17 protein-coding genes are annotated in these 23,983 nt (G+C 72.1%); 6 read left to right on the plus strand and 11 right to left on the minus strand.

Annotated elements, in window-relative coordinates; all coding sequences use genetic code 11:
• Window positions 1-498 precede the first annotated feature (498 nt).
• On the plus strand, window positions 499-1,371 hold the full coding sequence (locus tag NQZ70_RS09235; RefSeq protein WP_129573890.1) for a hypothetical protein: 873 nt from the start codon (window positions 499-501) through the stop codon (window positions 1,369-1,371).
• Between the two features lie 202 nt (window positions 1,372-1,573).
• Here the strand turns inward: NQZ70_RS09235 and NQZ70_RS09240 are convergent, their stop codons facing one another.
• From NQZ70_RS09240 to NQZ70_RS09250, 3 genes are all read right to left on the minus strand, one after another.
• Window positions 1,574-3,067 carry a hypothetical protein gene (locus NQZ70_RS09240; protein WP_129573891.1) on the minus strand — a complete coding sequence of 498 codons (1,494 nt, stop codon included), beginning with the start codon at window positions 3,065-3,067 and terminating at the stop codon, window positions 1,574-1,576.
• 612 nt (window positions 3,068-3,679) lie between these two features.
• A complete protein-coding gene (locus NQZ70_RS09245; protein ID WP_207217786.1) occupies window positions 3,680-4,798 on the minus strand; it encodes a PstS family phosphate ABC transporter substrate-binding protein in 1,119 nt (372 codons plus the stop codon).
• A gap of 153 nt (window positions 4,799-4,951) precedes the next feature.
• The gene (locus NQZ70_RS09250) at window positions 4,952-5,953 is read right to left on the minus strand and encodes a Virginiamycin B lyase (protein ID WP_129573893.1); all 1,002 of its coding nucleotides are present in this window, start codon (window positions 5,951-5,953) and stop codon (window positions 4,952-4,954) included.
• 1,027 nt (window positions 5,954-6,980) lie between these two features.
• Here NQZ70_RS09250 and NQZ70_RS09255 point away from each other — a divergent pair.
• Window positions 6,981-7,766, plus strand: coding sequence for an SDR family oxidoreductase (locus NQZ70_RS09255; protein WP_129573894.1), 786 nt, complete (start codon window positions 6,981-6,983; stop codon window positions 7,764-7,766).
• 4 nt (window positions 7,767-7,770) lie between these two features.
• On the opposite strand, the gene NQZ70_RS09260 is transcribed toward NQZ70_RS09255, so the two are convergent.
• Genes NQZ70_RS09260 through NQZ70_RS09270 form a run of 3 tightly spaced genes read right to left on the minus strand, consistent with a single transcriptional unit; the run spans window position 7,771 to window position 13,392 of the window.
• The gene (locus NQZ70_RS09260; protein ID WP_129573895.1) at window positions 7,771-10,098 is read right to left on the minus strand and encodes a di-heme oxidoredictase family protein; all 2,328 of its coding nucleotides are present in this window, start codon (window positions 10,096-10,098) and stop codon (window positions 7,771-7,773) included.
• A gap of 50 nt (window positions 10,099-10,148) precedes the next feature.
• Window positions 10,149-11,732, minus strand: coding sequence for a DUF1552 domain-containing protein (locus NQZ70_RS09265; protein ID WP_129573896.1), 1,584 nt, complete (start codon window positions 11,730-11,732; stop codon window positions 10,149-10,151).
• Between the two features lie 52 nt (window positions 11,733-11,784).
• Window positions 11,785-13,392 (minus strand): DUF1592 domain-containing protein, encoded by a 1,608-nt coding sequence (locus tag NQZ70_RS09270; protein ID WP_129573897.1) that lies wholly within the window; start codon window positions 13,390-13,392, stop codon window positions 11,785-11,787.
• A gap of 99 nt (window positions 13,393-13,491) precedes the next feature.
• Between NQZ70_RS09270 and NQZ70_RS09275 the strand changes: the two genes are divergently transcribed.
• Window positions 13,492-14,391: a LamG domain-containing protein gene (locus NQZ70_RS09275; protein ID WP_237245170.1), complete on the plus strand. Its 900-nt coding sequence runs from the start codon at window positions 13,492-13,494 to the stop codon at window positions 14,389-14,391.
• 3 nt (window positions 14,392-14,394) lie between these two features.
• Here NQZ70_RS09275 and NQZ70_RS09280 read toward each other — a convergent pair whose 3' ends face one another.
• Genes NQZ70_RS09280 through NQZ70_RS09295 form a run of 4 tightly spaced genes read right to left on the minus strand, consistent with a single transcriptional unit; the run spans window position 14,395 to window position 18,159 of the window.
• A complete protein-coding gene (locus tag NQZ70_RS09280) occupies window positions 14,395-15,447 on the minus strand; it encodes a hypothetical protein (RefSeq protein ID WP_129573898.1) in 1,053 nt (350 codons plus the stop codon).
• Window positions 15,448-15,456: 9 nt separating this feature from the next.
• Window positions 15,457-16,464, minus strand: coding sequence for a hypothetical protein (locus NQZ70_RS09285; protein ID WP_129573899.1), 1,008 nt, complete (start codon window positions 16,462-16,464; stop codon window positions 15,457-15,459).
• Complete coding sequence (locus NQZ70_RS09290; RefSeq protein ID WP_129573900.1) at window positions 16,457-17,083, minus strand: RNA polymerase sigma factor; 627 nt, start codon at window positions 17,081-17,083, stop codon at window positions 16,457-16,459. Before NQZ70_RS09290 ends, NQZ70_RS09285 begins: the two co-directional genes overlap by 8 nt.
• Window positions 17,080-18,159, minus strand: a complete 1,080-nt coding sequence (locus tag NQZ70_RS09295; protein WP_129573901.1) for a glycoside hydrolase family protein — start codon at window positions 18,157-18,159, stop codon at window positions 17,080-17,082. Before NQZ70_RS09295 ends, NQZ70_RS09290 begins: the two co-directional genes overlap by 4 nt.
• Before the next feature lie 751 nt (window positions 18,160-18,910).
• Here NQZ70_RS09295 and NQZ70_RS09300 point away from each other — a divergent pair.
• Together NQZ70_RS09300 and NQZ70_RS09305 are read left to right on the plus strand one after the other, a co-directional pair.
• Window positions 18,911-19,522, plus strand: a complete 612-nt coding sequence (locus tag NQZ70_RS09300) for a hypothetical protein (protein WP_237245634.1) — start codon at window positions 18,911-18,913, stop codon at window positions 19,520-19,522.
• 157 nt (window positions 19,523-19,679) lie between these two features.
• The gene (locus NQZ70_RS09305; RefSeq protein WP_129573903.1) at window positions 19,680-21,281 is read left to right on the plus strand and encodes a PAS domain-containing protein; all 1,602 of its coding nucleotides are present in this window, start codon (window positions 19,680-19,682) and stop codon (window positions 21,279-21,281) included.
• 42 nt (window positions 21,282-21,323) lie between these two features.
• Here the strand turns inward: NQZ70_RS09305 and NQZ70_RS09310 are convergent, their stop codons facing one another.
• On the minus strand, window positions 21,324-21,944 hold the full coding sequence (locus NQZ70_RS09310) for a Uma2 family endonuclease (protein WP_129573904.1): 621 nt from the start codon (window positions 21,942-21,944) through the stop codon (window positions 21,324-21,326).
• 267 nt (window positions 21,945-22,211) lie between these two features.
• On the opposite strand from NQZ70_RS09310, the gene NQZ70_RS09315 reads away from it, so the two are divergent.
• Entirely contained in the window at window positions 22,212-23,903 is a 1,692-nt protein-coding gene (locus NQZ70_RS09315; RefSeq protein WP_129573905.1) for a hypothetical protein, read from the plus strand.
• The last annotated feature ends 80 nt before the right edge of the window (window positions 23,904-23,983 follow it).

Here is a 23,983-nt window from a genome sequence, read left to right on the forward strand (position 1 = left end):
CCTCCGACGTTCCGGGAGTCCGATATCGAGCTCGGCGAGTGTGTCGCGTCGACAAGGTCCGGTCGCTGTCTCCCGTCCTCCCGGAGCACGAGGCCGTGGCTCAAGGAAGTGTCACCGCGGCTCCCGGTCAGAGATGTTACAAGGGCTCGGCTCGCACACCGGCCTCTGTCCACCCGGACGCGCCCCCCGGCCATCCGGACACGCCGCCCCGCCATCCGGACACGCCCCCGGCCACCCGGACACGCCGCCCCGCCATCCGGACACCCACGGGGCCATCCGGACACGCTCCCTGCCATCCGGACACCCTCCCCCGGCCATCCGGACGCGCGCCCCCGCGCTCCGTACGCCGCGGCTCTACCTCATCGCCCCGGGCGTCCTCCGCTCGCGTCCGGACCGGCAATTTTTCGTCGTAGACATCTCCGCGAGCGAGCTCATCCTTGCTGCTTCGCGCCGCGCCGGAAAGGCGCGGGACGCAGGAGGAGGGAACGAGCAATCGCCATGGCAAAGCAGGGAAAGGATTATGATCGCTGGGTCAAGGCCGCCGCCGAGACGGAGCGGACCGACAACCCGCTGAAGGTGCCGTACGACGTCGCCGTGCGCGAGGCGGTCGCCGCCGCGGCGTTCGTGGAGAAGTACTGGGAGCCCGACGGCGATCGCCCCGGCCTCAAGCGGGTCAAGAACCGCCTGCCCGCGTCGACCAGCGAGGAGCTGCTCTCCATCGTTCACGCCGTGCAGAAGGCGCAGACGCGGCTGCTCCTCATCGTCGATCCCGCGGTCACCGATGTCGGAGAGCGCGCCCGGTTCGTTGTCGATGAGCTCGAGTCGGCGCTCGCGTTCCTGCTGGACGACGACGTCGACGAGCCCGCCGACGTGCAGCTCGCGCGCATCAAGGAGTTCCACGCGCAGGACGGCCAGCGCTCCAGCGCCCTCTCCCAGGCGCTCCGCGATTACGCGGGGCTCGCGGAGGCGCTCAAGGACCGCCTGGTCGAGGCGGACGAGGAGTTCGACGTGCGCCTCATCGCCGAGGCCAGGAAGCTCGCGGAGGATCTGCAACGGCGAGCGCTGGAAGCGGTCCCCGAAGGCGTCACCTCGGCCGCCGCGACCACGATCCGCAACCAGATGTTGCACCTCATGGTCGAGCGCGTCGGCGCCATCCGGAAGACCGCAGCGCACGTTTTCCGGCGCCACCCCGAGATCGCCCGTGAGGTAACGAGCGCCTACGATCGGCGCCGGCGCGTGGCGGCCCGGCGCGAGAAGGCCCGCAAGGCCGCCGAGGCCGGACAGGCCAACGGCAAGCCGGCGGCAGCGCCCGCGCCTGGGACCCCCGCGCCCCCGACCCCGCAGACATTGGCCGGCGCTCGGCCGTCGTAGTCCCGGCCGGCTCATCGCCCGCGCGGAAACTGCGGATGGTGCGGTCATTGGCCCCAAGAGGGTTCCCATGAAGATGGGAAGGCGGGAAGATCATTCAGGTTTTCTTTCCGCCTTCAGGTTCAAATGACGGCACGACCAGACGTCTGGCCGTCGGCGCGCCGGGGGCGGACCCGAGCGGCGTCCGCGAGGGAGAAGGATCGGCTCAATGCGCGCCGTTGGCCCGCGTGAACGGCATGGCCACGCCGTTGAGGATGCGCGTCGTCTCACAGACGCGGCGCCAGGGCTCGTGGTACGAGAACACGGCGCCCGTTCCCGCCGGGTCCGGTACGGTGAGCTCGGTGCCGGGCGCGGGCAGGCCCGTGGGGCCGCCGGCGGGGATGGGTGGTGAGGCGAGGAACGGCGAGACGCCGGACTGCGCGCCCGCCGGGCGCGGGTCGATGTGTGTGAAGGGCGTCGCCAACTCGGTCGGGCTATGGCAGCCGTTGCAGGTGGCGAACGCGAAGTGATGGCGCTCCACCGGGAGGAGGGGGGTCGGCAGGGTGTGATCCCAGAACGGCCCCGGCGCGGGCGGGGGCGGGGGCGAGGTCGACTCGCCGCCGAGCATCGAGGGCGGGACCGGCGTCTGGGTGAAGTCCATCAGGTTCGTCGATCCGGTGAAGAACGCGTTGGCGTCGAGGTAGCCGTCGAGCACGCCCGACGCGTTGAGCGAGTCGTCCGGCGTCTGCTTGGTCGTGTCCGGCAGGAGCAGCGCGGCGTTCGGGCCGAGGCCGACCTGCTGAAGCGTGCTCTCACGGAGCTTCCAGTCGGGCCCGAAGACGATCTCGTTGGTGCGCACCTGGCCGATGGCGCTTCCTGCGTTGAGCGCGCCGGGCTCGGCCCCGGGCGAGGTGATGTCGGTGAGCAGCGACTCGAGCACGGCGAGGTACGAAGGCGAGCCGATGGGGCCGAGCGACGGATCGCTCAGCTTGTGAAAGCCGTTGGCCCAGTCGAAGGTCGTGGCCGGAGCGCCGCCGCGTTGCGAGGGGAGGCGGTACTCGAGGATGACCGTGGCCGGGAGGGGACCGCCGCTCGGAAGGTCGAAGATGCCGAACACGAAGCGCACCTCGCCCGGGCTCGGGGGGCCGCCGTAGAGGGGCATGGGGTCTTGCAGATCCGCGCGGTTGAGGGTCGCGAGTAGGCGGAAGGGCGCTTGCTGGAGATCGAGCGGGCACGCGCCCGGGCCGACGATGGGCGCGCCCGCCGGGCAGCCGCTGGCGACGAGCCAGGGATCGATGAGCACGGGCCGGACGCCGGGCCGCGCCGGTGCGGTAAAGCCGTTGACGACGAGCGGCACCTCCCATTGATGCAGCCACTCGGCCACGAACTGCTGCGGGGGCGTCGTGCCCGCCATCTGGCTCATGAGCGCGCCGAAGGTCCACGCGCCCGGCGTACCGCCGAACGGGCAGAAGCCGGACCAGGTGGTGCGACAGGGGTCATCGACGACGGCGACGTCGCGGATGAGCAGCTCGCGGTCGAAGTCGACGGGCAAGGCGAGCGGCGGCCAAAACACGGGGTTGAGGTAGTCGCAATCGGAGACGATAGCTTGTGCCGTCTCGCCGATCGGGCCCTCGTCGCCGGAGCCCGAGGTGCGGGAGTCGAGGGTGCAAGCGCTGATCGAGAGGGCGGCGAATGCGCATACGATGGATGTTTTTCGCATGGGATGAAGGCGTCCTTTCTTGCGCAGGCCACGGTCTGGCGACCGCCGGAGCGCACTGCGCGAAACGCCGCGCCCGGAGAGGTTCCGGACGCGACGCGAGGACACGGAATAATTGTATGCCCAGCTGCTCGGGCAACAGCGGGTTGGAGCTTTTGTGTCGGCGAGCCTTGCAAGGGCTGAACGCTGAGCGCGCGGCGCGGCATAGGCTCTTCGCTGGGTCTCACATCCTCGTGCGCGGGTACGTCGATGCGCACCGATCCGTGCTAGACGGCAAAGTCGCTATCTCTCGCGGCGCACGGCGCTCAGCGGGTGATGAGATAGGGGACCGCGCCTGCGCAAGGTCATGAATTTGGGAGGCTCTGCGCGAGCTCGCGATGGGCGCGCGAGAGCTTGCTATCGCCGGTCAGGCTGAGAGTGAGGTGATTGAGCGGCTGCACGACGTCAAAGACGAACCGAGCAACGCCGCTCGCCGGCCAGGGATGCTACTGGTACACGGCCACTCTCGCCTGGAGGCAAGAACGACGCGCTCGACTCATGAAGTCCGGCGCACGGCGAGGTGCTCCGCGATCACGACGCGACCGGTGAGCTCTTGGGACAATAGGAGGAGATGAATCAGTTGCAGGTGCAGTCGAACGGCTCGTGACCCGGGTCCTCCAGATCCGTGCACGCGAAGAATTCGTGATCCTCCAGAACCTCCTCGAACCTCACCGAGTCGGTATTGAAGACCCAGTCCATGAAGACAGACTCTTCGGGATCGCGATCTCCGCAGCCCTCGTTGATGAACAGGCAGCGAGAATAGTAGTAAGAGCCATCGCGGATGGTCTCCGCCTCCGGCTCCACGCCGTCGATCTCGAGCGCCTTGTTACCCGACTCGTCCGCATCGAGGCCGGCGTACGCGAGCACGTCGGCGTTGCTCGCGGCGATCTTGCCGATGCAATCGGTGACCGAGTCGGTCACCAAGGCGAGCCAGGGGCCCGGGCCCGGCATCCCCGCGCCCGTGATCGAAGAGGTCCCCGGCGCGTCGTCCGTGTACCGGCATCCGATCCCGGGGCCGCCGTCCTCCACAACCTTGACATTCGAGCAGAACGCCGAGCAGTTGTTTTTCTCCTTGAAGACCTCGGTCGTGCCCGAAGCGTCGTCGCGGCGGACGAGCACGATGGGGTGCGAGGGGTTCGTCGACCCCCCAGGGGAGATCTCGCTCCACAGGTCGACGGGGCATACGGTCCCGTCCCTCTTACCGCTTCCGTTGAGGTGGGTCCCGCAGAACGCATCTGCGACATCGTCATGCGCCAGGTCGTCGGCGGTCTGGGTGGACTTCGTCCAGAGCGCGATGGCGTCCTTCCCGACGGCATGCTGTGCCTCACATTCCTGAGGGTTCTTCAGGGGCCGGGACATCGGCGCGATCGTCTGTTCCACGGTCCCGTTGCAGTAATTCACGCCTTCATAAGCCACGCCGGGCGAGGGCGCGCTGCCGCGCAGGCAGTTCTCGCCGTTGCCCGACCCGGTACCGAGGTAGGTGAGGTTCGCCCCCGACTCCAAGACCGCCTGCGTGATCACGTTGCGCAGCGTGTCCGATCCGAAGAAGCCATTGGTGGTTGTCAGGGTGTTGACCAGCGCCTGCTCCGACTCGCCCACGACCTCTGCCTGGTCCGTGCTGTTCACGGCGCACGCCGCGAAGCTGACGACAGAAAGCGCCGAAAGAACCAATTTACCCATCTTGTTCATGTTCATCTCCATCGTTCAGAGTGACGGTGCGCCCGTGCACCTCGAACATCTCGGCGCACGGAGCGCATCTATCAAGCCAACAATTCAGCGAGGGCCGCCTGGCCGCCGAAGCGCTCGCCGGCAGGCGGTCAAGTCTCTATCTCTCGCGACGGGTGCCGCTCAGCGGGTGGTCACCGCACGGATCTTGCCGAGGCGACTCCCCTGCCGCTCGGTGAACCAGATGTCGAGGAGGCCGCACCCCTGGAGCGACGGGAGCAGCGTGATCCCGAACGGGCGAGAGTTGGCGAGCGGGAGATCGAACTCGGTGACGACGCCGCTCGTGGTGACGCGTCCGATCTTGTTCGCGGACTGATCCGTGTACCAGAGATTGCCGTCCACCCCGAGGGTGATGTTCGCGGGGGCGCGGCTCGCCGCAGGAAGCGCGAACTCCGTCACGGTCCCGTGGGTGTCGATCTTCGCGATCTTGCCCGCCATGGTGAACCAGATTTTGAGGTCGGGCCCGAGCGTCATCGCGTTGGGGGTCACGGCCCCGGCCGGCAGCGGGTACTCGGTCACGGCCCCGGACGTGCTGATCCGCGCGATCTTGTTCGCACGCGACTCCGCGACCCAGAGCTTTCCGTCGATTCCAGCCGCGATCCCGCGCGGTTGGCTATTGGCGGTCGGCAGCGCGAACTCGGTGATCACCCCGGCCGGCGTGATGCGTCCGACCTTGTTGCCGAGGGTCTCGGTGAACCACAGATTCCCGTCGAACCCCAGCGTGATCGCGGCCGGGAGCGAGTTGCTCGTCGGGATAGCGTACTCGGTCACGACGCCGCTCTTCGTGATCGCCCCGATCAGGTTTCTCCCCGTATCGGTGAACCAGATCCGGCCATCCGGACCGAGGGTGATGGCGAACGGGTTCGCGCCGGCCGCGAGTGGGTACTCGGTCACGTTGCCGTTGGAATCCGCGGCCGCAATCTTTTTGGCGGTGGGCTCGGTGAACCAGACGCGGTTGTCAGGGCCGAAGGTCATGGCCCCCGGCGAGGCGCCCGAAGGAATGGCGTACTCCGTGATGTCTCCCACGGACGCCGCCGGGCAATGCCCGGCGCTCGCGCGATCCGCCTGCGCCACGAGGGCGGCGCCGACCATCATCGACAAGGCAACAATCGACTTTTTCTTCATTTCATTCTCCGTCAGGGTTTGAGGTTGAGCGCGTCGCGCGAGATCTCCTGTTACGAATCTGTGAATGCCGCGGCTGCGCCCCGCACCGGCGTTTCTCGTCGAGAGCCTCGCTACGCGCGCTCTCGATCGCTGCCCCTTCGCGCTCACGCTCGTCAGCGGCCCGTCACGATCCCGCTCGGCGCCCCGTTCGAAACTGCGTTGGCAAACTGCGCGCACACACGGTGCGTCCCCCATTCCCTCCCCGGATACGGATTCCGTCCTATGTCGATTCGCACCTGTTTGCTCGTAAGATGAGCCCTGTCGCCGCGGAGCGAATCACGTCCCGCGGTTCGGTGGGGTGTCGGCGCCAGGCGCGCGCGATGAGAACGCAACGCCGAGACCGCGCGCCGGCCGGTCCCGCCAAACAGGTTGTACGAACGGCCATGGCTGCATGGATCTGATGGCCGGACCGGCTCGGGTCACCCCCACGATCGCGAACTGCCATCGCGGCGCTGCCAGCCGGCGGAGCGAGGACGAGCCGCGCTCCTGCCTCTGCCGGTCACCCCGCGTCAAAATGCACTGGTGAGGCGCTCGAACGCTCAAGCCTCGGCGCGGTTCGGGCGCGTCGATGCAATCGAGACCTACACGTCATAGCTCGCTATGCGGGGAGACGGCAGCCGTTCCCCCCGGCGGCTTCGTGTGCGGGGGAATATAGTCGGCGCACCAACGAAATGCGCGAAGATTGTGTTACGTGTTACCGACGCGTTTCCGTTGATGATGGCGCAATCGTGTTGTCGTCGGTCGGCGCAGCGTATGCAACGAGGTCGATTCGTCTGGCAGCGCTGCGACGGTCCTGTGCCGGATCGGTAGAACGTCAGCGCACGGCGCCGCCGCTTTGGCGAGGGCAGGCGGCGCGCCTCCGGGGAGGTGCGTCCGCGAGCGGGGACGCCGGAGCACGACCGCCGGCTGGCCGCCCCTGCCCGCGCGGCCGGCGGCCGCCGGCAGCAATTTGTCCCCCGCCGTCCGGAGCGCCTATACTCCCGCCGACATGGCTCCCGTCGTCGTCATCACCGGTGCATCCAGCGGAATCGGTCGGGCGCTCGCGTTCTCCTGGGCGAAGCGCGGGGCGAGCGTGGTGCTGAGCGCGCGCGGGCGCGAGGCGCTCGATCGCGTGGTCGAGGAGGTGCGCGCGGCGGGCGGCGACGCCCTCGGCGTGGCCGGCGACGTGACCGCCGAGGAGGACCGCAAGGCGCTCTGCGAGCGGACGCTCGGCGCGTACGGCCGGCTCGACGTGCTGGTGAACAACGCCGGGCGCGGCTACTACGCGCCGTCGCTCGAGATCGACCCCGCCGAGCTCGAGGCGATCTACCGGCTCAACGTCGTCGCGCCCGTGCGCCTCGCGCAGCTCGCGATCGAGCCCCTCTCGGCCGCGAAGGGGACGATCGTCATGGTCTCCTCGGTCGCGGGGCTCGTCGCCGCCCCGCGGATGGGCGCGTACGCCTCGTCGAAGTTCGCGCTGGAGGCGCTCTCGATGTCGCTCCGCGCGGAGCTCGCGTCGCGGGGCGTGCGCGTGCTCGTGGTGCGCCCGGGCCCGGTCGCGACGCCGTTCCACGCCAACGCGGTGGTGACCGACGACAACGTCGGCTACCGCCCGCCGGGCCACAAGCCGCAGAGCCCCGAGGAGGTCGCCGAGGGGATCGTGCGCGCCGTCGAGGCGCGCCGGGACGTCCTGGAGACGAGCCTCTTCGTGAAGACGGCGAGCCTCGCCGCCCGCGTGGCGCCCGGCCCGATGCGCTGGATCTCGAAGCAGATGGCGCGCCGCTCGGGGCTCTGAGCGCTCAGAGCGAGCGAAGGAAGGCGACGACGGCGTCGCGGTCTCCCCGCGGGAGCGCCATGAAGCGCTGCTTCGCGGCGTCCGCCTCGCCGCCGTGCCACAGGATCGCCTCGACCACGTCCCGCGCGCGGCCGTCGTGCAGGAGCTGGGTGTGGCCGTTCACCGCCTCGAGCAGCCCGATGCCCCAGAGCGGCGGCGTCCGCCACTCGCGCGGCCCCGCCAGGTGATCGCTCGTCGACGTGTCCGCGAGCGCCTCGCCCATGTCGTGCAGGAGCAGATCGCTGTACGGGTGGATGATCTGATCGCGCAGCTCGACGAACGGGTGATGGCTGCCCGTCTTCATCGAGGGGACATGGCAGCTCGCGCACCCTGCCTGGCTGAACAGCACCTCGCCGCGCTGGACCGCCGGGTCCGTCGTGTCGCGGCGCGGCGGCACGCCGAGCACGCGCATGTAGGCCGCCATCCTGTCGAGATCCTCATCGGAGAGCTCCGGCGTCCCGCTCGCGCCGGCCTGGCAGCCCGCCTGCTTCTCGCCGCACTCCTCGACCGGGAACAGGCTCGTCGTCACGCCCATGTCCGCGACGAGCGCGTCGGCGACCTGGTGGGGCACGCTCACCTTGCCCGCCTTCCAGCCGAAGCGCCCGAGCCGCAACACCCCCGAGACCGGATCCGGGATCAGGTTCGGACGGCCCGAGATGCCGTCCTGGTTGCAGTCCATCCCGTCCGCGCGCTCGAGCACCGCCTCCTCCGCGATCGCCTCGAGGAGGCCCATGCCCACGACCGGCCGGGCGACGCGGACCGAGTAGCTCGCGATCTGCCCCGCGGAGAGCCCGTCGAAGCGGAACGTGGGCTTGCGCAGGATATACGGCGTGCCGTCGGGGAGCTGCCCGGGCTCCTCCGCGTAGGCCACGGTGGCCGTGCCCTCGCCGGGGCTCCCGTCGAGCCCCTTGTCCTGCAGCTGCCGGCCGTACATCGGGTCTGCCGTGGGCTTGCCGTCCGCGCCCGCCCCGGCGCCGAACAGCTTCACGACGGCGGTCTCCATCGCCTCGCCGGGCTCGGGCGGGGCGCCGCGACCGTTGTTGAGGTGACAGCCCACGCACGCGGTCTGGTTCGAGAGCGGCCCCGCCTTGCCCGCGTGCTCGTCGAAGACGGGATTGCCGCCCTCGGTGTGCTCGCCGGTGGCGAAGTCCGTGTGGAACAGGCGGCGCCCCTCGAGGAAGCGCTGGATCGAGCCCTCCTGGATGTTCAGCGCCATCTGCTCGAAATAGAGGTGGGGCTCCGCGTAGATGTACGGGATCGTCCCGTCTCCGCCCGACAGGGCGGCCTCGTTCGGCGCGTCGAACGGCGTCAGCTCGCCGCTGCCGACGCGGTAGCGGAACGTGTCGCTGTAATAGCTGGTCCTCCCCTCGACGGTGGCCGGGTCGAGGAACACGCCGAACTCGAACTCGAGCAGATCGCCCTCGCGGATCTCCCTGCCTTCCCTGGCATTGCGATCCACGACGAACTCCCAGTGGGTGCTCGTGATGCGATCCATGCCGTTGTTCGAGTGGAACACGTTGCCGTCGCCCGTGTACCAGCAGCGGAAGTTGATCACCTGGGTGTCCGACGCCTTCGCGCTCGGCAGCCAGGTGAACTTGACCGTGCTGCCCCCCGCCGGGATCGCGTCCTCGACGATGAATTTGTAGCTGCGGTTCTCGAAATAGCGCGGCTGGAACGGGCTGAACTCTTCCTCTCGCTCGTGGCGCCCGCGCACGCGCCCCGCCGCCTCGAGCGTGATCGTCCCGTCCGCGGCCGTCGTGGTGATCGCCTTGCCGCCCGCGACCGCCGGGAACAGGGGGGCTATCTGGCCGCTCACGCCGGAGCATTCGCCGGGGTCGACCTCGCCGCCGGGGCAGGTCGCGGCGGGCGGCGCTCCAGAGGAGAAATAGGCGTAGATGGCCTCGATATCGGCCGACGTGATCGCCTGCTCGCCGAAGCCCGGCATGCGGCCGCTGCCCGTGCGCACCTGCGCCGCGAACGCCTCCTGGGAGCCGTCGAAGGCGAACAGATCGGGGAACCCGCCGCTCGTGTCGCCGTGGGCGCTGTGGCATCCGCCGCAGTTGAGGGCGAACGCTTGCGGCAGCGCCGGCCCGCCGTCCGCCTCCACGCACGGCGCGGGAGGGGGATCGCCCCCGCCGCCCGCGCCGCCCGGCGGAGCGCCCCCGCCGCCCGGCGGGGGAGACGCCGGCGACGGGTCGCCCGAGCACCCGAGCCCTGCTGCGCAGGCCGCGAGCAGCCCGAGCGCGACGTGGAGACCCCGAGACAATAGCCGACGTGAGCGGCGTTCGATCATCGCGCTACCCTCCGACGTGAGCCTATCCAGAAAGACCGCGATCCCCCGCGCTAGCGCAGGATCTCCTCGAGCAGCCGGTTCGGCTCGCCGCGGCGATCCTCGCCGAACGACGCGACGCCCAGGCCGTAGTACTGGTTCATGATGGTGAACCACAGATCGCGGAGCTGGCGATCGCTTCCGAGCGCGTCGTAGGCGACGTGCGCGTCGTTCAGGAAGACGCCGTCGCCGCCCAGAAGGACGATGGGCAGATCGTACGCGTCGTGATCGTGCGTACGCATCTCGCTCATGTACACCATCACGCAGTGGTCGAGCACCGTCCCGTCGCCCTCGGGGATCGCGGCGAGCCGCTCTGCGAGCTGCGCCGTCTTCTGGCCGAGCCAGCAGTTGATCGCCGCGAAGTCGAGGTTGCTCTCCTCGACGACCGCGTAGCGGCCGCCCTCGTTCGTGCTGCCCAGGTTGCCCGGGCCGTGCTGGCAGGAGTGATAATGGAGGCTGCTGCCCTGCCGGTACTCGAGGCCCACCTTCGCGCGGACGTCCGCCGGGATGCACCGGTACTCGAACTCGGAGCGCGCGTCGTCGAGCATGTGGGTGACGACGCGGGTCACGTCGCATTGAATGGCCATGACGATGAGATCGATCATGACGTTCGCGTGATCGTCGTGCTTGTACTCGCCGGCCTCCGTGCTGTCGTTCTCGTTGAGCCCCTCCTGCTGTCCGGGCGGCTCTGGGACGACGCCGGGCTCGCGGATCGGGCTGCAGCCGAGGCTCCCTTGCCCCGGCGTCATCGTCGACTGGACGCGGGTCACGTTCTTCTCGATCTCGCGCAGCGAGTCGAGGTATTGCTGGACGATCTTGCGATCGTCCGAGCCGACCCGGTTCATGAGCGAGTTCGCGTCCGCGAGCACGGTGTCGATGACGCTCTTCTCGGTCGCCGCGCGGCGCTCCGCCTCGATCCTGGCCTGCTCGTCGGTCTGCCCGGGCACGGGCGCCGCGGGCGCCGCGCCCGCGCTGACGAGCGCGTCGAACACCGCCTTCGGGTTGACCGAGCGCTTGAGCGGCTCGCGCGGGCTCTTCCAGGAGACGGCCTGGTTGTAGGCGTAGCTGCGCCCGTCGAAGAAGCCCGGCTTGACCCCGAGCCCCGTTTGCAGCGACGGGATGCGGGTCGCCTGCTCCGGGCCGGCCTTCTGGACGATGAGCTGGTCGACCGAGACGCCGTTGCCCACCCACTCGCCGAGGTCCTGCCCCGCGTCTCTCCCCAGCTGATCGGCGTCGACGCAGGTCGACAGCGCGGCGGCGCAGCGCGAATGGGACGGTTCGATGAACGGGTTCTGCTCCTTGCTCCAGGTGTAGTTGCCGAGGCGGCTTATCATGAGCATCTTCGACTTCACCGGCGCGAAGTGCTCGAGCACCCTCGGCAGCTTGAAGTCGGCGCCCTTCAGCGTCTTGCCGAACGCGGGCGCCGTCTCCCACCAGTGGTGGGGCGCCCCGTTCGGGAAGGTGCAGAGCACGAAGCGCTTCGGGGTGCCGGGCTCCCCCGCGCGGGCCCGGCGCGGCGCGAGGCTCTCGAGAAACGGCAGCGCCAGGCAGACGCCCGCGCCGCGCAACAGGTTCCTGCGTGTCATCAAGCGTTTCATGTGCGCATCGCTCCTTCGTGACCGGTGTCCTTCGACAAACTCGCCCGCGGCCTCACTGCGCCTCGCCCTTCCCGCCGCGGAGGCGGAAGGCGTCGCTGATCACCACGTGCTTCACGAGATCCGCGATCGTGCCGCTGTCCCAGCGCGCGGCGATCTCCCGGAACGTGGACATGTCCGCGCCGGCCGGGCGCCGGCGCAGGGCGTAGGTGAAGAGCTGCTCGGAGGGGCAGACCCCGAGCTGCGGGTCTCCCTGGAGCTTCGGCAGGAGGCCGGAGAAGTCCTGGAACTCCGTGTCCTCGAGCTTGCCCGTCGCGTCGATCGGATCGCCGTTCGGGTACTCGGTCCGATAGGCGCCGATCGCGTCGAAGTTCTCGAGGCTCAGCCCGATCGGGTCGAGCAGGTCGTGGCAGCTCGCGCAGTCGGGCGACTCGCGGTGCTTCTCGAGCTTCGCGCGGACGTTGTCGACCGGGCCCGAGCCGCTGCCCGGGGCGTCGAGCTCGGGGATGTCCACGTTGGCGGGCGGCGCCAGGGGCACGCAGAAGAGCTGCGCCAGGATCGTCTTCGCGCGGGACGTGGGCGAGGTGCGATCGGCGCGCGACGAGAGCGTGAGGAACGCGGGGAGCGTGAGGAATCCCCCGCGGACGCCCTCGGGGTCGCTCGCGGTGAGCGGCGCGAGCCGCGGGCTGTCCGGGTGGGGCGCCGTGAGGAACTCGGACCACGGCCGCCCGCCGGTCGTGAATTCGGCGAAGAAGGCGTTGGCCTGATCGACCATCGCGCCCTTCACGTCGTCGTTCCAGAGCGGGAACAGGGACGCGTCGACGTTGTGGCTGGGGAGCGTGCGCGTGCCGAGCCACTGCCCGAAGAAGTTCTGGAAGAAGGCGGCGCTCTTCGGGTCGTTCAGCATCCGGTCCACCTGCTGCCGGAGCTCGTCCTCGGTGGCCAGGCGATCGCCCTCCGCCGCGTCGAAGAGCTCCTCGTCCGGGAGCGAGCTCCAGAGCAGGTACGAGAGGCGCGAGGCGATCTCGTAGCCGTTGAGGGCGCCCGGCGATCGCTCCGAATCGGGGCCCGCCTCGATCCGCAGGAGGAAATGCGGCGATGTCAGCAGGGCCCGGACGACGTGCTGCACCGCCTCGACCGGCGACATCTCGAGGGTGCTCCGCGCGCGCGCGTACTGCGCCGCGTACCGCTCGACCTCCGCCGCCTCGAGCGGGCGCCGGAAGGCGCGCAGCCCGAAGCGCTCGATGATCTCGCGCGCGCACCCGTCGCCCGCGCCCTGCGCCGGGTCGCACACGAGGATCTTCGCGCGCTGCGCCTCGTTCGAGAACGCGTCCTCGGCGAGCTTCTTGGCGGCGTCGTAATACCCCTGGACTAGGACCTGGGACAGGTTCGAGAGCGCGCTGACGCTCGCGTCGAAGCCCTTCGCGCCGAAGGCAGGGAAGCCGTCCGCGGGCCTCAGGCGCGTTCCCAGGAGGTGGGCGACGGTGTTGTTGTATTCCGACGCCGTCATGTGGTGCAGAGGCATCCCGCCTGGCGCGACGGAGGAGGCGTCTTCCTCCGGGGCGTCCTCGCTCCCGAGGATGCCAGTGCACGAGATGCTCAGGAGACAGCCCCCGGCAGCGAGCCAGGGGCGCGCGAACACCCGGTCAAGTCTGAACGTCATCGTCGGCTCCCGCGTGTGGAATCGGCAGATACCCCCTCGTGACCGGAGCGCGCTGCGTTCGTGATCAAATCGGCAGCACGGGCGCGCTAGGATCGAGCCGTGCTCTGTGCGCAGAAGACTACGGTGATGGTGTTGCTCCTCGGGCTGTCCGGGTGCGGAGCGGAAGCGGAGATCGCGGTCGGCCGCATGAACCCGGTATCGGCGACCAGCGGTGGTGAGGCGGGCAGCGGCGGGGAAGGGGGCAGCGGCGGTGAGGCGGGCACCGGCGGTGAGGCGGGCAGCGGCGGGGGAGGGGGTAGTGGGATGATTCCCTGTGATGCGCTGCCATCTCCCACACATCGGTACACGTTCGACGGTGTGGGGGCGGTCGTCGCCGATACCGTCGGCGGCGCAGACGGCGAGATCCTCGGCGGCGCGAGCCTCGATGGCGGAGGGGTGCTCGCCCTCGACGGCGAGGACGATTATGTCGATTTGCCCTCAGGGCTCCTCTCGGGCTTGCGCGATGTCACGGTCATGGCCTGGGTCGCCCGCGACGGCGGCGGCGCTTACATGCGCATCGTCGACTTCGGCCTCGGCAGCGGGGGCGAAGATCCCGTCGAAGGCGACGGGAGCGTGGGAGAGTCCTACCTGGTCATCACGCCGTCGACGGGCTTCGACGCGCGGGGGATCGCCGCGCTCGCGAGCGATAGCGGCGCGGCGGGCGAGGTGGCGATCCCCACCGCGCCGACGCTCGACGACGGCGAGATCCATCAGGTCGCCGTCGTCTTCGATGGCGCGGCCGCGTCCCTGGCCCTCTACCTGGACGGCGCGCTCCTCGGCAGCGCGCCGGTCGGCTTTCCGCTCTCGGCGATCCAGGACGTGAACAACTGGCTCGGGCGGTCCCAGTTCGATCAGGACCCGTACTTCGGAGGGCGCTACGACGAGCTGCGCATCTACGGCGAGGCGCTGGCCGGCTGCGCGGTCGAGGCCGCGTGGAGCGCCGGCCCGGATCGGCCGTGACGCTCAGAAGGCCAGCGCGAGGCCGAGGCGGGCGCTGAGACCTGCGGCCGGGGGGCGATAGACGGTCCCCTCGAGGTTCTCGACGACGAAGCGGGGACGCTGCAGCGGGACGAGGGCGTGCAGCGCTCCCTCGACCTTCAGGGGCGCGGCGACGCGCCACTCGAGCAGCGTCCCGAGGCCGGCCGCGAAGATCGGCGCCGTGCGGGTGAAGGCCTCGTCGACCTCGCGCCCCCGGGCGAGGAGCCAGTGCTGGCGGCCGAGCGCGCAGACGTACACGCCGAGGGGACGGCCGAGGGCGCGCGCGCACGCGTCGACCTCGAGGAACCAGAGCCGGAAGTCGGCGCCTGCGGTCAGCCCGGCGATGCGGCCGGCGCTCGACGGCACCACGCCGGCCGCCCCGTCCGCGCGCAGCCAGCCGACGCGGATCCCGCCGCCCGCGGCGACCCCGACGCCGATCGCCGGGACGAGCGCCTGCTCGACCTGCGCGCTCACCCAGAGCGCCCCCTCCACGCCGCGCTCGTCCGGCGGAGGCGGCCGGCTCGCGGTGGGCGGCGGCCGGCTCGCCGCAGGCGGCGGGATCCGCGGCGCGCGGCCCTGCGCGGGCGGCGGCGCGGCCGCTCCGTCGCCGCCGCTCGCCTGGGGTTGCGCCGGCTGCGCCGGCTGCGCGGCGGCATTCCGCGCGGCCGCATCGGGGTCGATCGACATCGCGACGATCAGCGCCGCCGCCCGCGCCATGGCCGCGCAGTCGTCGCCGTGGATCGCGCGCTCGCCGGGCACCGGCGCGCGGACGCGCAGATCGAGCCGGAGGCGCGCGCCGCCTCGGCGGGCGACGGCGATCTCGACCGCGATCGCCTGGCGCTGCGCCGACGTCCCCAGCAGCCGGTCGATCTCGCTCCGGACCTCGTCGGCCGGCGGGCACCCGTCCGGCGCTTCCCAGCGGAGCTCGATGGCGCGCGGCTCGGCGGGCGCCGCGCGCGCGCGGGCAGGCAGCAGCCCCGCCGCGACGATCAGCGCCTGCAGGGCCGACGGGGCCCAGGCCGCTCTTGAGACGTGCACCCGCGCACTCTACTCCTCCTGCCCGCACGCGGCGCGCACACGCGTCGCGAGCGGCGAGCCCGGGCTCTGCGCCAGGAGCTTCGCCGCGATCGCCCTGCCGGCCGCCGCGCGGCCGGAGCGGCAGAGCGCGATCGCGCGCGAGGCCTCGCGCTCGGTCGAGAGCACGCCCCTCGGGTAGCGGCTCCCGTGCTCGTTCAGCTTCGAGAGCGCCTGCGCGAACTGGCCCGCCTGCAGCGCCTGCTGCGCGTCGCGCAGCAGCGCGATCTCCGCGTCGAGCCCCTCGGCGCCCGGCCTCGCGGCGGCGGTCCCCGGCGCCGGCGCGCGCGACGCTGGCGCGCGCGACGCGACGGTCGCCGCGGGCGCGGCGCTGGCCTGGGCGGCGGCGCCGGCCCCGGGCGCGGCGCTGGCCTGGGCGGCGTCGCTGGCCGGGGGAGGGGCGTTCGCCCCGGCAGAGGCGCTGGCCTGCGCGGCGGCCCTGCTCTCGGCGGAGGCGCTCTCCTCGGCAGAGGCGCTGGCCTCGGCGGGCGGAGGCGCCTCGTCGCCCGGCGCGCCGGAGGGCGACGAGGCGTGCGGCGCTCGGGGCGCCAGGCCCGCGAGCCTCGGCGCTTCCGCCGCGTGCGGCGCGGGCGCCTCGCCCGACGCCGGGTGGTAGAGCGCTGCGCCCGTCGCGAGGCCCACGATCAGCGTCGCGAGCCCGATCTTCAGCGGGGCGCCGAGCAGCGTGACGGCCGCCCCCTTCGCGACCGCACCGCTCGCGGCCGCGCCCGCGGCGGTGGAGCCGACCGTGTGCGCCGCCGCGGCGCTCGCGGCGCTTCCGGCCCCGGCGCTCACCGAGCCGACGGCGCCGGCCCCCGCGGCGCCGTTGGCGCTCGCGATCACGGCCGTGGCCGCCGCCCCGGCGAGGCCGAGCCTCGCCCACACGGCCGCGCGCATCCGCCGCCGGTCGTCGTCGGTCGGCTCGTCCTCGTCGCGGAGGGCGTTCAGGAGCGCCCGCTCCCCAGGCCCCAGCTCATCCATTGCGGCCTCCTCGGATCCTGGCGTGGTGGCGGCGCACCGCGTCGGAAAATGCCTGTCGAGCGGCCCTCAGCCGCGCATATACGGTGTTGATGTTCACGCCGATACCCTGAGCGATCTCCGTCGCCGGCATCTCTTCCAGCTCGGCGAGGAGGAGCACCACGCGCTTCTCCTCGTCGAGCGACGCAAGGAGGTCGTGCGCCACGCGCGCGGCCTCCGCCCTCGTCATGGCCTCGTCGGGGCTGAGGTCGCTCGGCCCCGCGAGCTGCTCCGGATCCACCGTCTCTCCCGTCCCGCGGTGGGCGGGGCTCTTGCGGCGCAGCGATCTCCGGTGCGTCTGCACGACGTTGACCACGATCCCGAAGACCCACGTCTTCAGCGACGAGCGGCCCCGGAACTCCGGGAGCCGCCGGTGCACGACCACGAACACCTCCTGGCACACGTCCTCGTGCGCGGACGCGTCCACGCCGAGGCGGCGCACGGTCCGCCAGACGAAGGGGAAGGTCTCCTCGTACACCTCGTCGAAATCGAGCGGCGCGCCCTGGAGGCCGGCCGCGGCGACGGCGGAGACCGCGCCGGCGGGCGGCGGGGTCGACGGAGCGACCGCCGCGCGGGCGGTCACTGGCTGCACCTCTCCGCGTGGGGCAGGGAGACGTAGAGCTCGCCGAGCGCGGTGAGCTCCCCGCTCGCGCCGAGCAGGTCCACGTTGGGGATCGCGTCGGTCCGCCCGGAGAACCAGGCGTACCGGAAGACGTCGGGGTCCGATTCGAGGAGGGGCACCGCTTCTCGCATGTACGCCGCCTGTGCTTCGGGCGACCGATCCGCGCCGTCTCCGCACGAGAACTCGGTCAGCCAGATCGGGCGCCGGTAGCGTTTGAGCTCGCCGAGGTACCACTCGAGCGCCGGCCTGTCGCAAGCGTACCAGTGCGCCGCGATGAAATCGACGCGGCAGCCCTCGCACGCGGCGAAGAAGGCGTCGAGGTACGCGAACGGATCGGTCTCGTGGCAGCCGCCGCCGCAGAAGTTCACGGCCGGCGAGACGAGCTTCAGCCCCTTCTCGTCGGCGATCTCCTCGAGCTGTGGCCACAGCGCCGCGGCCTCGGCGGCGGAGAGGTTGGCCTGAGCGAAGAAGTTCGGCTCGTTGAACGCGAGGAGGTACTTCGCCCCGCTCGGGATCGCCGCCTTGACCTGGTCGGCGTCGAAGCGGCCGCCCCAGACCATCGGCACGAAGTCGACGCCCAGGTCGACGTAGGCGCCTCCCCGGAGCGCCTCGTCGGGGACGGTCGCCCAGTTGTACCACCAGCCGACGCTGGCCGAGAGGGCCGAGAGGTCGGCGACCGAGTGGTACCCGTACGCGATGCCGCGCTTGCACGGCCGCCCCGCGGCCGCCCCGCCGTCGCCGTCGCCGTCGCCGTCGCCCGTGCCGGCGCTGCCGCCGTCGCCCGCGCTGCCGCCGTCGCCGCCGCCCGCGCTGGCGCTGTCCCCCGCACCGGCGCCGTGCCCTGCCGCGCTGCCGGTGCTGCCTGGGCCCACGAGGCCTGCGCCGCCGTCGCCCGCGCCGGTCGACGCTTGGACGCTCCCAGCGCCACCATCGCCGTTCGCGTCTTGGTGGAAAGATTCCCCCACGCAGGCGACGGACAGGAGGATCCCGAGCAGGGGGCTGATGCCGCACAGAAGGGCTTTGGGGTCTCGACGCATGGCTCGAGGGGGCTGGTGGCCGGAGCCGCCGCGCTCCGTGATGAAAAGTGGAGGGATGGGGATGTGGGGCTCATCGGGCGGCGATCCGTGGGCTGGCGTTTCTTGGCGTACGGGGGGATCATCACGCCTGCGTACCGCGGCCCACAGCTCGCACCTTCGCGCGCTTGACGGCCGCGAGGAGCGCGTCGAGGAAAACCGGATGACATCCCCTCGCTGGCTTGCCGCGCTTGCGGCGCTCACCGTTCCTTTGGCGGTCTCGGCGACGGCCCTGACCCAGGACGCCGCTCCCCTCCCGCCGCCTCCTCCTCCGGAACCGCTTCCGTCTGCCTCCGCGCAACCAGCGCCGCCGCCGCCGCCGTCGCCGGCGCCCACGCCGTCCCCGTCCCCGCCGCCGGTCCCGCCCGCGCCGGCGCCACCGCCTGCGCCTGCGCCCACGCCGATCCCGTCGCCATCGCCGCCGCCGGTCCCGCCCGCACCGGCGCCGCCGCCCGCAGCGCCGGCGCCGCCTCCGGTCGCACCCGCGCCGCCTCCGCCGGTTGCGCCCGCGCCGCCGTATTCGCCCGCGCCGCCGTATTCGCCCACAGCGCCGGTCGCGCCCGCGCCGCCGCCGCCGGTCGCGCCCGCGCCGCCGCCGCCGGTCGCGCCCGCACCGCCGCCGCCCGTCGCGCCCGCGCCACCGGTCGCTCCGCGTCCGCCCCGGAACCAGCCGGCGCGTCCGAGCGCTGCGCCGCCGCCCCCGGTGGCGGGCCCGGTGACCGTGGACGAGCCGGAGCCCTCACCGGCCGAGCCGGAGGAGAAGACGCAGGACAAGGAGCACGGGGACAAGGAGCCCGAGGACGAGGAGCGGGACGGCGTCCGGCTCCGGTATGGCAGCACGCTGGGCGGCGGCGTCATCAAAGCGCCGACGGGCACCGGCGGCGTCTTCGCGTGGACGGGCCGGCTCGGCCTCCAGATCAATCACCTGTTCGGGATCTACTACCAGAACACCCCCATGCTGACGCTCACCCCCGAGAGCACCGACAACAGCGCGGGGTTCGAGGCGGGGTTCATCGATTACAACTCGCTCCTCGCGAGCTTCACCTTGTTTCATGTCCTCGACTTCGGCGCAGGGCCATCCATGGACTACGTGGCCGTCGCGAGCTGCTCCGCGACGCTCGCGGGCCTCGAGTCGGGCGCCGGCTGCGCCAGCACCTCGGACTGGTACTTCGGCGCGCACGCGCGGGGCGCCCTCATCCTCGGCGGCCTGTCCGGCGACGGGCCGCGGCGCAGCGGGTTCGCCCTGGCCGCCGAGCTCCACCCGGTGTTCCTGCCCGAGGGCACGACCTTCAGCTTCACGCTCGGGCTCGGCGGAGAGTGGTATTGACGAGCGCGATCCCCGCCCGCTAGCCGCCGTCTCCCGGGCCCGCCCCCGATTCGGGGAGTGCACAACTCCAAGAACAGCGCGATGATGCGCTCCGGACGACCATCCAGGGGCGAGGACCGCGCTCGGCCACGCACGACGCGCAACGGGGGTGGAGTTGGTGCAGACGGCAGCTGGCGACAAAGAAGAGATCTTGTGCATCGATCCGCGGCCGCTGATCGAGGCCCTGGACGACCCCGCGCTCATCATCGACGCGCGGGGCGCCATCCGGTGCAAGAACGAGCCGCTCGAGCGGCTCCTCGCGGGCGCGGGAGCGCCGATCCTGCCGCTGTCGCCGGAGGGCGATCGCGTGCTCTTGCCCCCATCCCCCGCGGCCGTCGACCTCGCCCGGATCCAGGCGCTCCTCTCGGGCGAGATCGACCGCGCCGAGATCGAGCTGCCGGGCGACGGCTCGGGCGCGCCGGCCTGGGCGCTCCGCGGGCTCTCCTGCTCGATCGGCGGCGGTCGCGGCGCGCTGCTCCGCCTCATCGACCTGGGCGAGCGCCGCGCCCGGGAGCACCAGCGCCGCTGCGCGCAGGTGATCGCGTCGATGCAGCTCGGCTGCACGTTCCTCACCCTCGACGACCCGGCGGATGACCGGTCGCTCCGGTACAGCTACAGGAACCCCGCCGCCGAGCGGATCTCGAGCAGGCCCACGGCGGCGATCGTCGGCCAGACCATGGACGAGAGCGTCCCCAGCCTGCGCCGGGTCGGCCTTCCGCAGCGCTACGCGGAGCAGATCCGCAGCGGCCGCGCCGCCGAGAGCGAGGTGGTCTTGCCCGCGGAGGAGGGCTCGCGCGCCTTCACGACGTGGTCGTTCCCCCTGGGAGAGCGGTGCCTCGCCGTGCTCTACGAGGACGTCACCCAGCGCCGGGCGACGGAGGCGTCGCTCGAGGGCACGCGCGTCGTCCTCGACGCCATCATCGACAACCTCCCGATCCTGCTCTTCGTCAAGGAGGAAGCGGAGCTCCGCTACGTGCGGGTGAACCGGAGATTCGAGGAGTTCCACGGCTACGCGCCGGGAGAGCTGATCGGCAAGTGCCTCGCCGACTACTTGCCGAAGGAGCTGGCCGCGAAGATCGACGCCGAGAGCCGCGCCGTCCTCGCGGGGGGCGTGCCGGTCGAGATGCCCGAGATCCACGTCTCCTCGTCGCGCCTCGGGCCCCGGATCGGCCATGCCCGGTGGATCCCCATGGAGCCCGCCAAGGGAAAGGGCCGTTATCTCCTCGGGATCATCGAGGACATCACCGAGCGCAAGAAGATCGAGGACGCCAAGCGCCACGAGGCGATCCTCCTCGAGACCCAGCGGCGGCTCCTCGAGCTCATCCAGGAGCTCTCGACGCCGAGCATCCCCATCCACCCGGGCATCCTCGTCGTCCCGCTCGTCGGCCAGATGGATAGCTCCCGCGGCGCGCAGCTGATGGAGTCGCTCATCCGCGCGATCGAGCGGCACCAGGCCGAGTTCGTGATCATCGATATCACCGGCGTCACCTCGGTGGACACCGCGGTGGCGAGCCACCTGCTCCAGGCCACGCGCGCCGCGCAGCTCCTCGGGGCCGAGTGCAGCGTCGTCGGCGCTTCGCCCGGCGTCGCGCGCACCGTCATCGATCTCGGCATCGAGCTCGGCCAGCTCTCCACGCACCGGGACCTTCAGGCCGGGTTCCGGTATGCGCTGGCGCGGAAGGGGTACAGGATCACGCCGCGCGCGGCGCGAAGGGCCTGAGGTGCAGCGCGGCCGCGCGCCGCGGTGATGACGACGCCTGCCTCACCGCAGCGCCGCGCGCAGCGCGCGGACGGCCTGGCTCTGCGTCGGCTGCTCGAGGAAGCCCGCGAGCCACGCAGGGTCGAGCTCGGGGAGGAACGCGCTCCGCGCGCGGGGCTCATACCGCTCGCCCGAGAGCGCAAAGACGCGGAGGCCCTCCTCGCGATCCCACACCCAGACCTCGGGGACGCCGAGCCCTCGATAGATCTCGAGCTTGTCGAGACCTCCGTGCGTCCAGACGACCTCGATGGCCAGGTCCGGAACCTCCTTGTTCGTAGCGCCGACGATGTAGCACTCGTCGGGCTCGGCCCCGCGCTCCTTCGGCGCGTTGCGGAGCGTCCACGCGCCATATCCGCTGAGCTCGATGCCGCGCTCGTCGCAATAGGCCTCGAGGAGCCGCGCGATGGTCGTTTTGACGCCACCGTGACCGCGAGACGGGCGCATCAGCTCGATCGCTCCGTTCAGGTAGTACATGCGCACGCCGGCCCGGTCCCCCCGTACGGCGAGGAGGATCTCGTAGTCCTTCCACGTCATGCCATAGAGGATGAAGTGCTGGTCGCTCTCCTCGTGACGGGGCCGCGATCGCTCGGCCTCGGATACGGCGTTCGTCGGGACAGGCCGCATGCGCAAGCAGATACTCGACGGTGGAGCCGGCGGCGAGCCTCGCCATGCGCCCTGCGGCTCCTTCAAGGCGCGCAATACGCGCGGCCGGGCGCCAGCGCTTCCCTTCGAGCGCGTCGATGGAGGGCCGGTCGCTCCCCCGATCGTCACCTTGCGTCCCCGCCCCCGCCGCCGCGGTGATATCCACGACCGCGCACCGCTCGGGTCCCGACGGCCGCCCGCCGGCCCTCGGCGAAACCTTTGCGGATCGCCCGTGTCCAAGGAGACGTGATGCGCTCGATCCCCCGCCCGATCTTCTCCGCCCTCGCCGCCGCGATGGGGCTCTCCCTCGCGGCGTGCGCCGCGGCTCCTCCGCCCGCGGCGCACGCGCCCGTCCCGCCGGGCGACGCCCGCGCGGCGACCCCGCCGCCGCCTCCGCTCCCCGAGCAGGAGGCCTTCGCCGTCCACGGCACGCTCAAGGACGAGTTCCTGCCGCTCCTCAAGCAGGCGCCGTTCGACCCGAAGGCCGCGCTGGTGCCCCCGGCGCCGGCCGGGGTGCCCGCCCCGCCGGCCGCCTGCGCGGCGTTCGCGCGGCGCGCCCCCGTCGCGCCCGCGCGGCCCTGCGGCGATGTCGGGGGCGCCCTCGACGCGCTCGACGCCGCGCTCGCCGAGGAGGACGCCGCGAAGCGCGACGCGCGGCTCGCGGGGGTCGAGGCGTGCGCGGGCCTCGAGGCGGGGCTCGCGCGCGCGCTCCGGGCCGAGCTCGCGCCCGCCGGGTGCGGCGACGCCATCGCCGTGCCGTACCTCGAGGCGCCGCCCGCCACGCTCAAGGGCGACCTCTACCAGGTGCTGCTCGGCCTCACGCTCTCCGCCCGGCTCGCGCGCACCGCGACCGAGCCGCCCGCGCTGCGGCCGCCCTACGACGCCCAGCGCGTCGTCGCGTTCACCAAGGGGCCGCTCTTCACGTGGGTGACCGACCAGGCCCGCGCGATCGAGGATCTCGGGCGGCTCGGGATCGAGCTGCCGTTCTACGCGAAGGGCATCGTCGCCGTGGAGTCCGGGCGGGCCGACATGCGGCTCGTCGAGGCGGTCAGGTCGGCGCCGCTGCCCGACGCCATGCGGAAGGACGCGGAGCTCAGCAACGTCTACTACGGCGAGCTCGATCAGCTGCTGGAGCCCTGGAAGAGCCGCGGCCGCGACGCCGCGCTGGTCGGCCTGCGCGAGCTCTCGTCGGTCGGCGTGCTCCGCGACGCCCGCGTCGACGGCGCGCGCGCGATGCTCTCGCGCCTCTACGGCGGCCGCCGCGTCGACGCGCTCGACGCGCTGGAGCTGCCGCCGCTCCCGGCGGCCGCGCCCGCGTCGGCGGCCCTGCGACTCGCGGCCCGGCTGCCGACGTACTACGCGGGCCGCCTGATCCCGGCCGAGATGGCGGCGCGGCCCGAGCTCCTGCGCGTCTTCCTGGACCGCGGCGTCCCGCTGCAGCACCGCGCGGCGCTGCGCTCTGCCGAGCTCTCGCCCGAGGCGCGGCAGCTCTACGCGCGGGCGCGGCTCGAGCTCGGCCGGCTGTACTGGCGCGCCGTGGACTTCGACCAGGCGACGGCGCTGCTCGCCGCGCGGCCCGAGGGCGCCGCGCGCCCGCCCGAGGCGACGATGCTGCTCGCGCTCGCCCTCGGCCTGCGCAACGGCCCCGAGGACGCGGCGCTCATGATGCGGCGGGCGCCGCTCACCGGGCTCGGCCTGGGCGATCTCGCGGCGCTCGACTGGGTGGCGCGCGCGAAGCCGGCCTCGCCGTACGCGGGCATCGCGGCGTACGACGCGGCGCTGATCAAGCAGATCGCGGCGCCGCAGGGCGCGGATCCGAGCTACTGGGCCGACGTGGCCGCGCGCTTCCGCGAGGCGCAGGCGCTCCTCGCGGGGCCGCTCGCGAAGGCGGCGGAGGAGCGGGCGCGGGCGGCGGAGGAGATCGGGCGGGCGGCGCGCTGAGGCGAGGGCGCTGCGCCGCGGGCGTCGAGCTGTGGGCGTCGAGCTGCGGGCGCTGCGCGCGCCGAGGACCCCGGCGGGCT

Origin of the sequence: Sorangium sp. So ce836, assembly GCF_028553905.1 — a bacterium.
In the GTDB taxonomy this organism is placed as follows: domain Bacteria; phylum Myxococcota_A; class Polyangia; order Polyangiales; family Polyangiaceae; genus Sorangium; species Sorangium cellulosum_D.

Excerpts from the sequence above, each read along its gene's own strand:
- NQZ70_RS09235 (WP_129573890.1), top strand. The coding sequence starts at position 499 with ATGGCAAAGCAGGGAAAGGATTATGATCGCTGGGTCAAGGCCGCCGCC.
- NQZ70_RS09240 (WP_129573891.1), bottom strand. The coding sequence starts at position 3,067 with ATGCGAAAAACATCCATCGTATGCGCATTCGCCGCCCTCTCGATCAGC.
- NQZ70_RS09245 (WP_207217786.1), bottom strand. The coding sequence starts at position 4,798 with ATGAACATGAACAAGATGGGTAAATTGGTTCTTTCGGCGCTTTCTGTC.
- NQZ70_RS09250 (WP_129573893.1), bottom strand. The coding sequence starts at position 5,953 with ATGAAGAAAAAGTCGATTGTTGCCTTGTCGATGATGGTCGGCGCCGCC.
- NQZ70_RS09255 (WP_129573894.1), top strand. The coding sequence starts at position 6,981 with ATGGCTCCCGTCGTCGTCATCACCGGTGCATCCAGCGGAATCGGTCGG.
- NQZ70_RS09260 (WP_129573895.1), bottom strand. The coding sequence starts at position 10,098 with ATGATCGAACGCCGCTCACGTCGGCTATTGTCTCGGGGTCTCCACGTC.
- NQZ70_RS09265 (WP_129573896.1), bottom strand. The coding sequence starts at position 11,732 with ATGAAACGCTTGATGACACGCAGGAACCTGTTGCGCGGCGCGGGCGTC.
- NQZ70_RS09270 (WP_129573897.1), bottom strand. The coding sequence starts at position 13,392 with ATGACGTTCAGACTTGACCGGGTGTTCGCGCGCCCCTGGCTCGCTGCC.
- NQZ70_RS09285 (WP_129573899.1), bottom strand. The coding sequence starts at position 16,464 with ATGGATGAGCTGGGGCCTGGGGAGCGGGCGCTCCTGAACGCCCTCCGC.
- NQZ70_RS09295 (WP_129573901.1), bottom strand. The coding sequence starts at position 18,159 with ATGCGTCGAGACCCCAAAGCCCTTCTGTGCGGCATCAGCCCCCTGCTC.
- NQZ70_RS09310 (WP_129573904.1), bottom strand. The coding sequence starts at position 21,944 with ATGCGGCCTGTCCCGACGAACGCCGTATCCGAGGCCGAGCGATCGCGG.
- NQZ70_RS09315 (WP_129573905.1), top strand. The coding sequence starts at position 22,212 with ATGCGCTCGATCCCCCGCCCGATCTTCTCCGCCCTCGCCGCCGCGATG.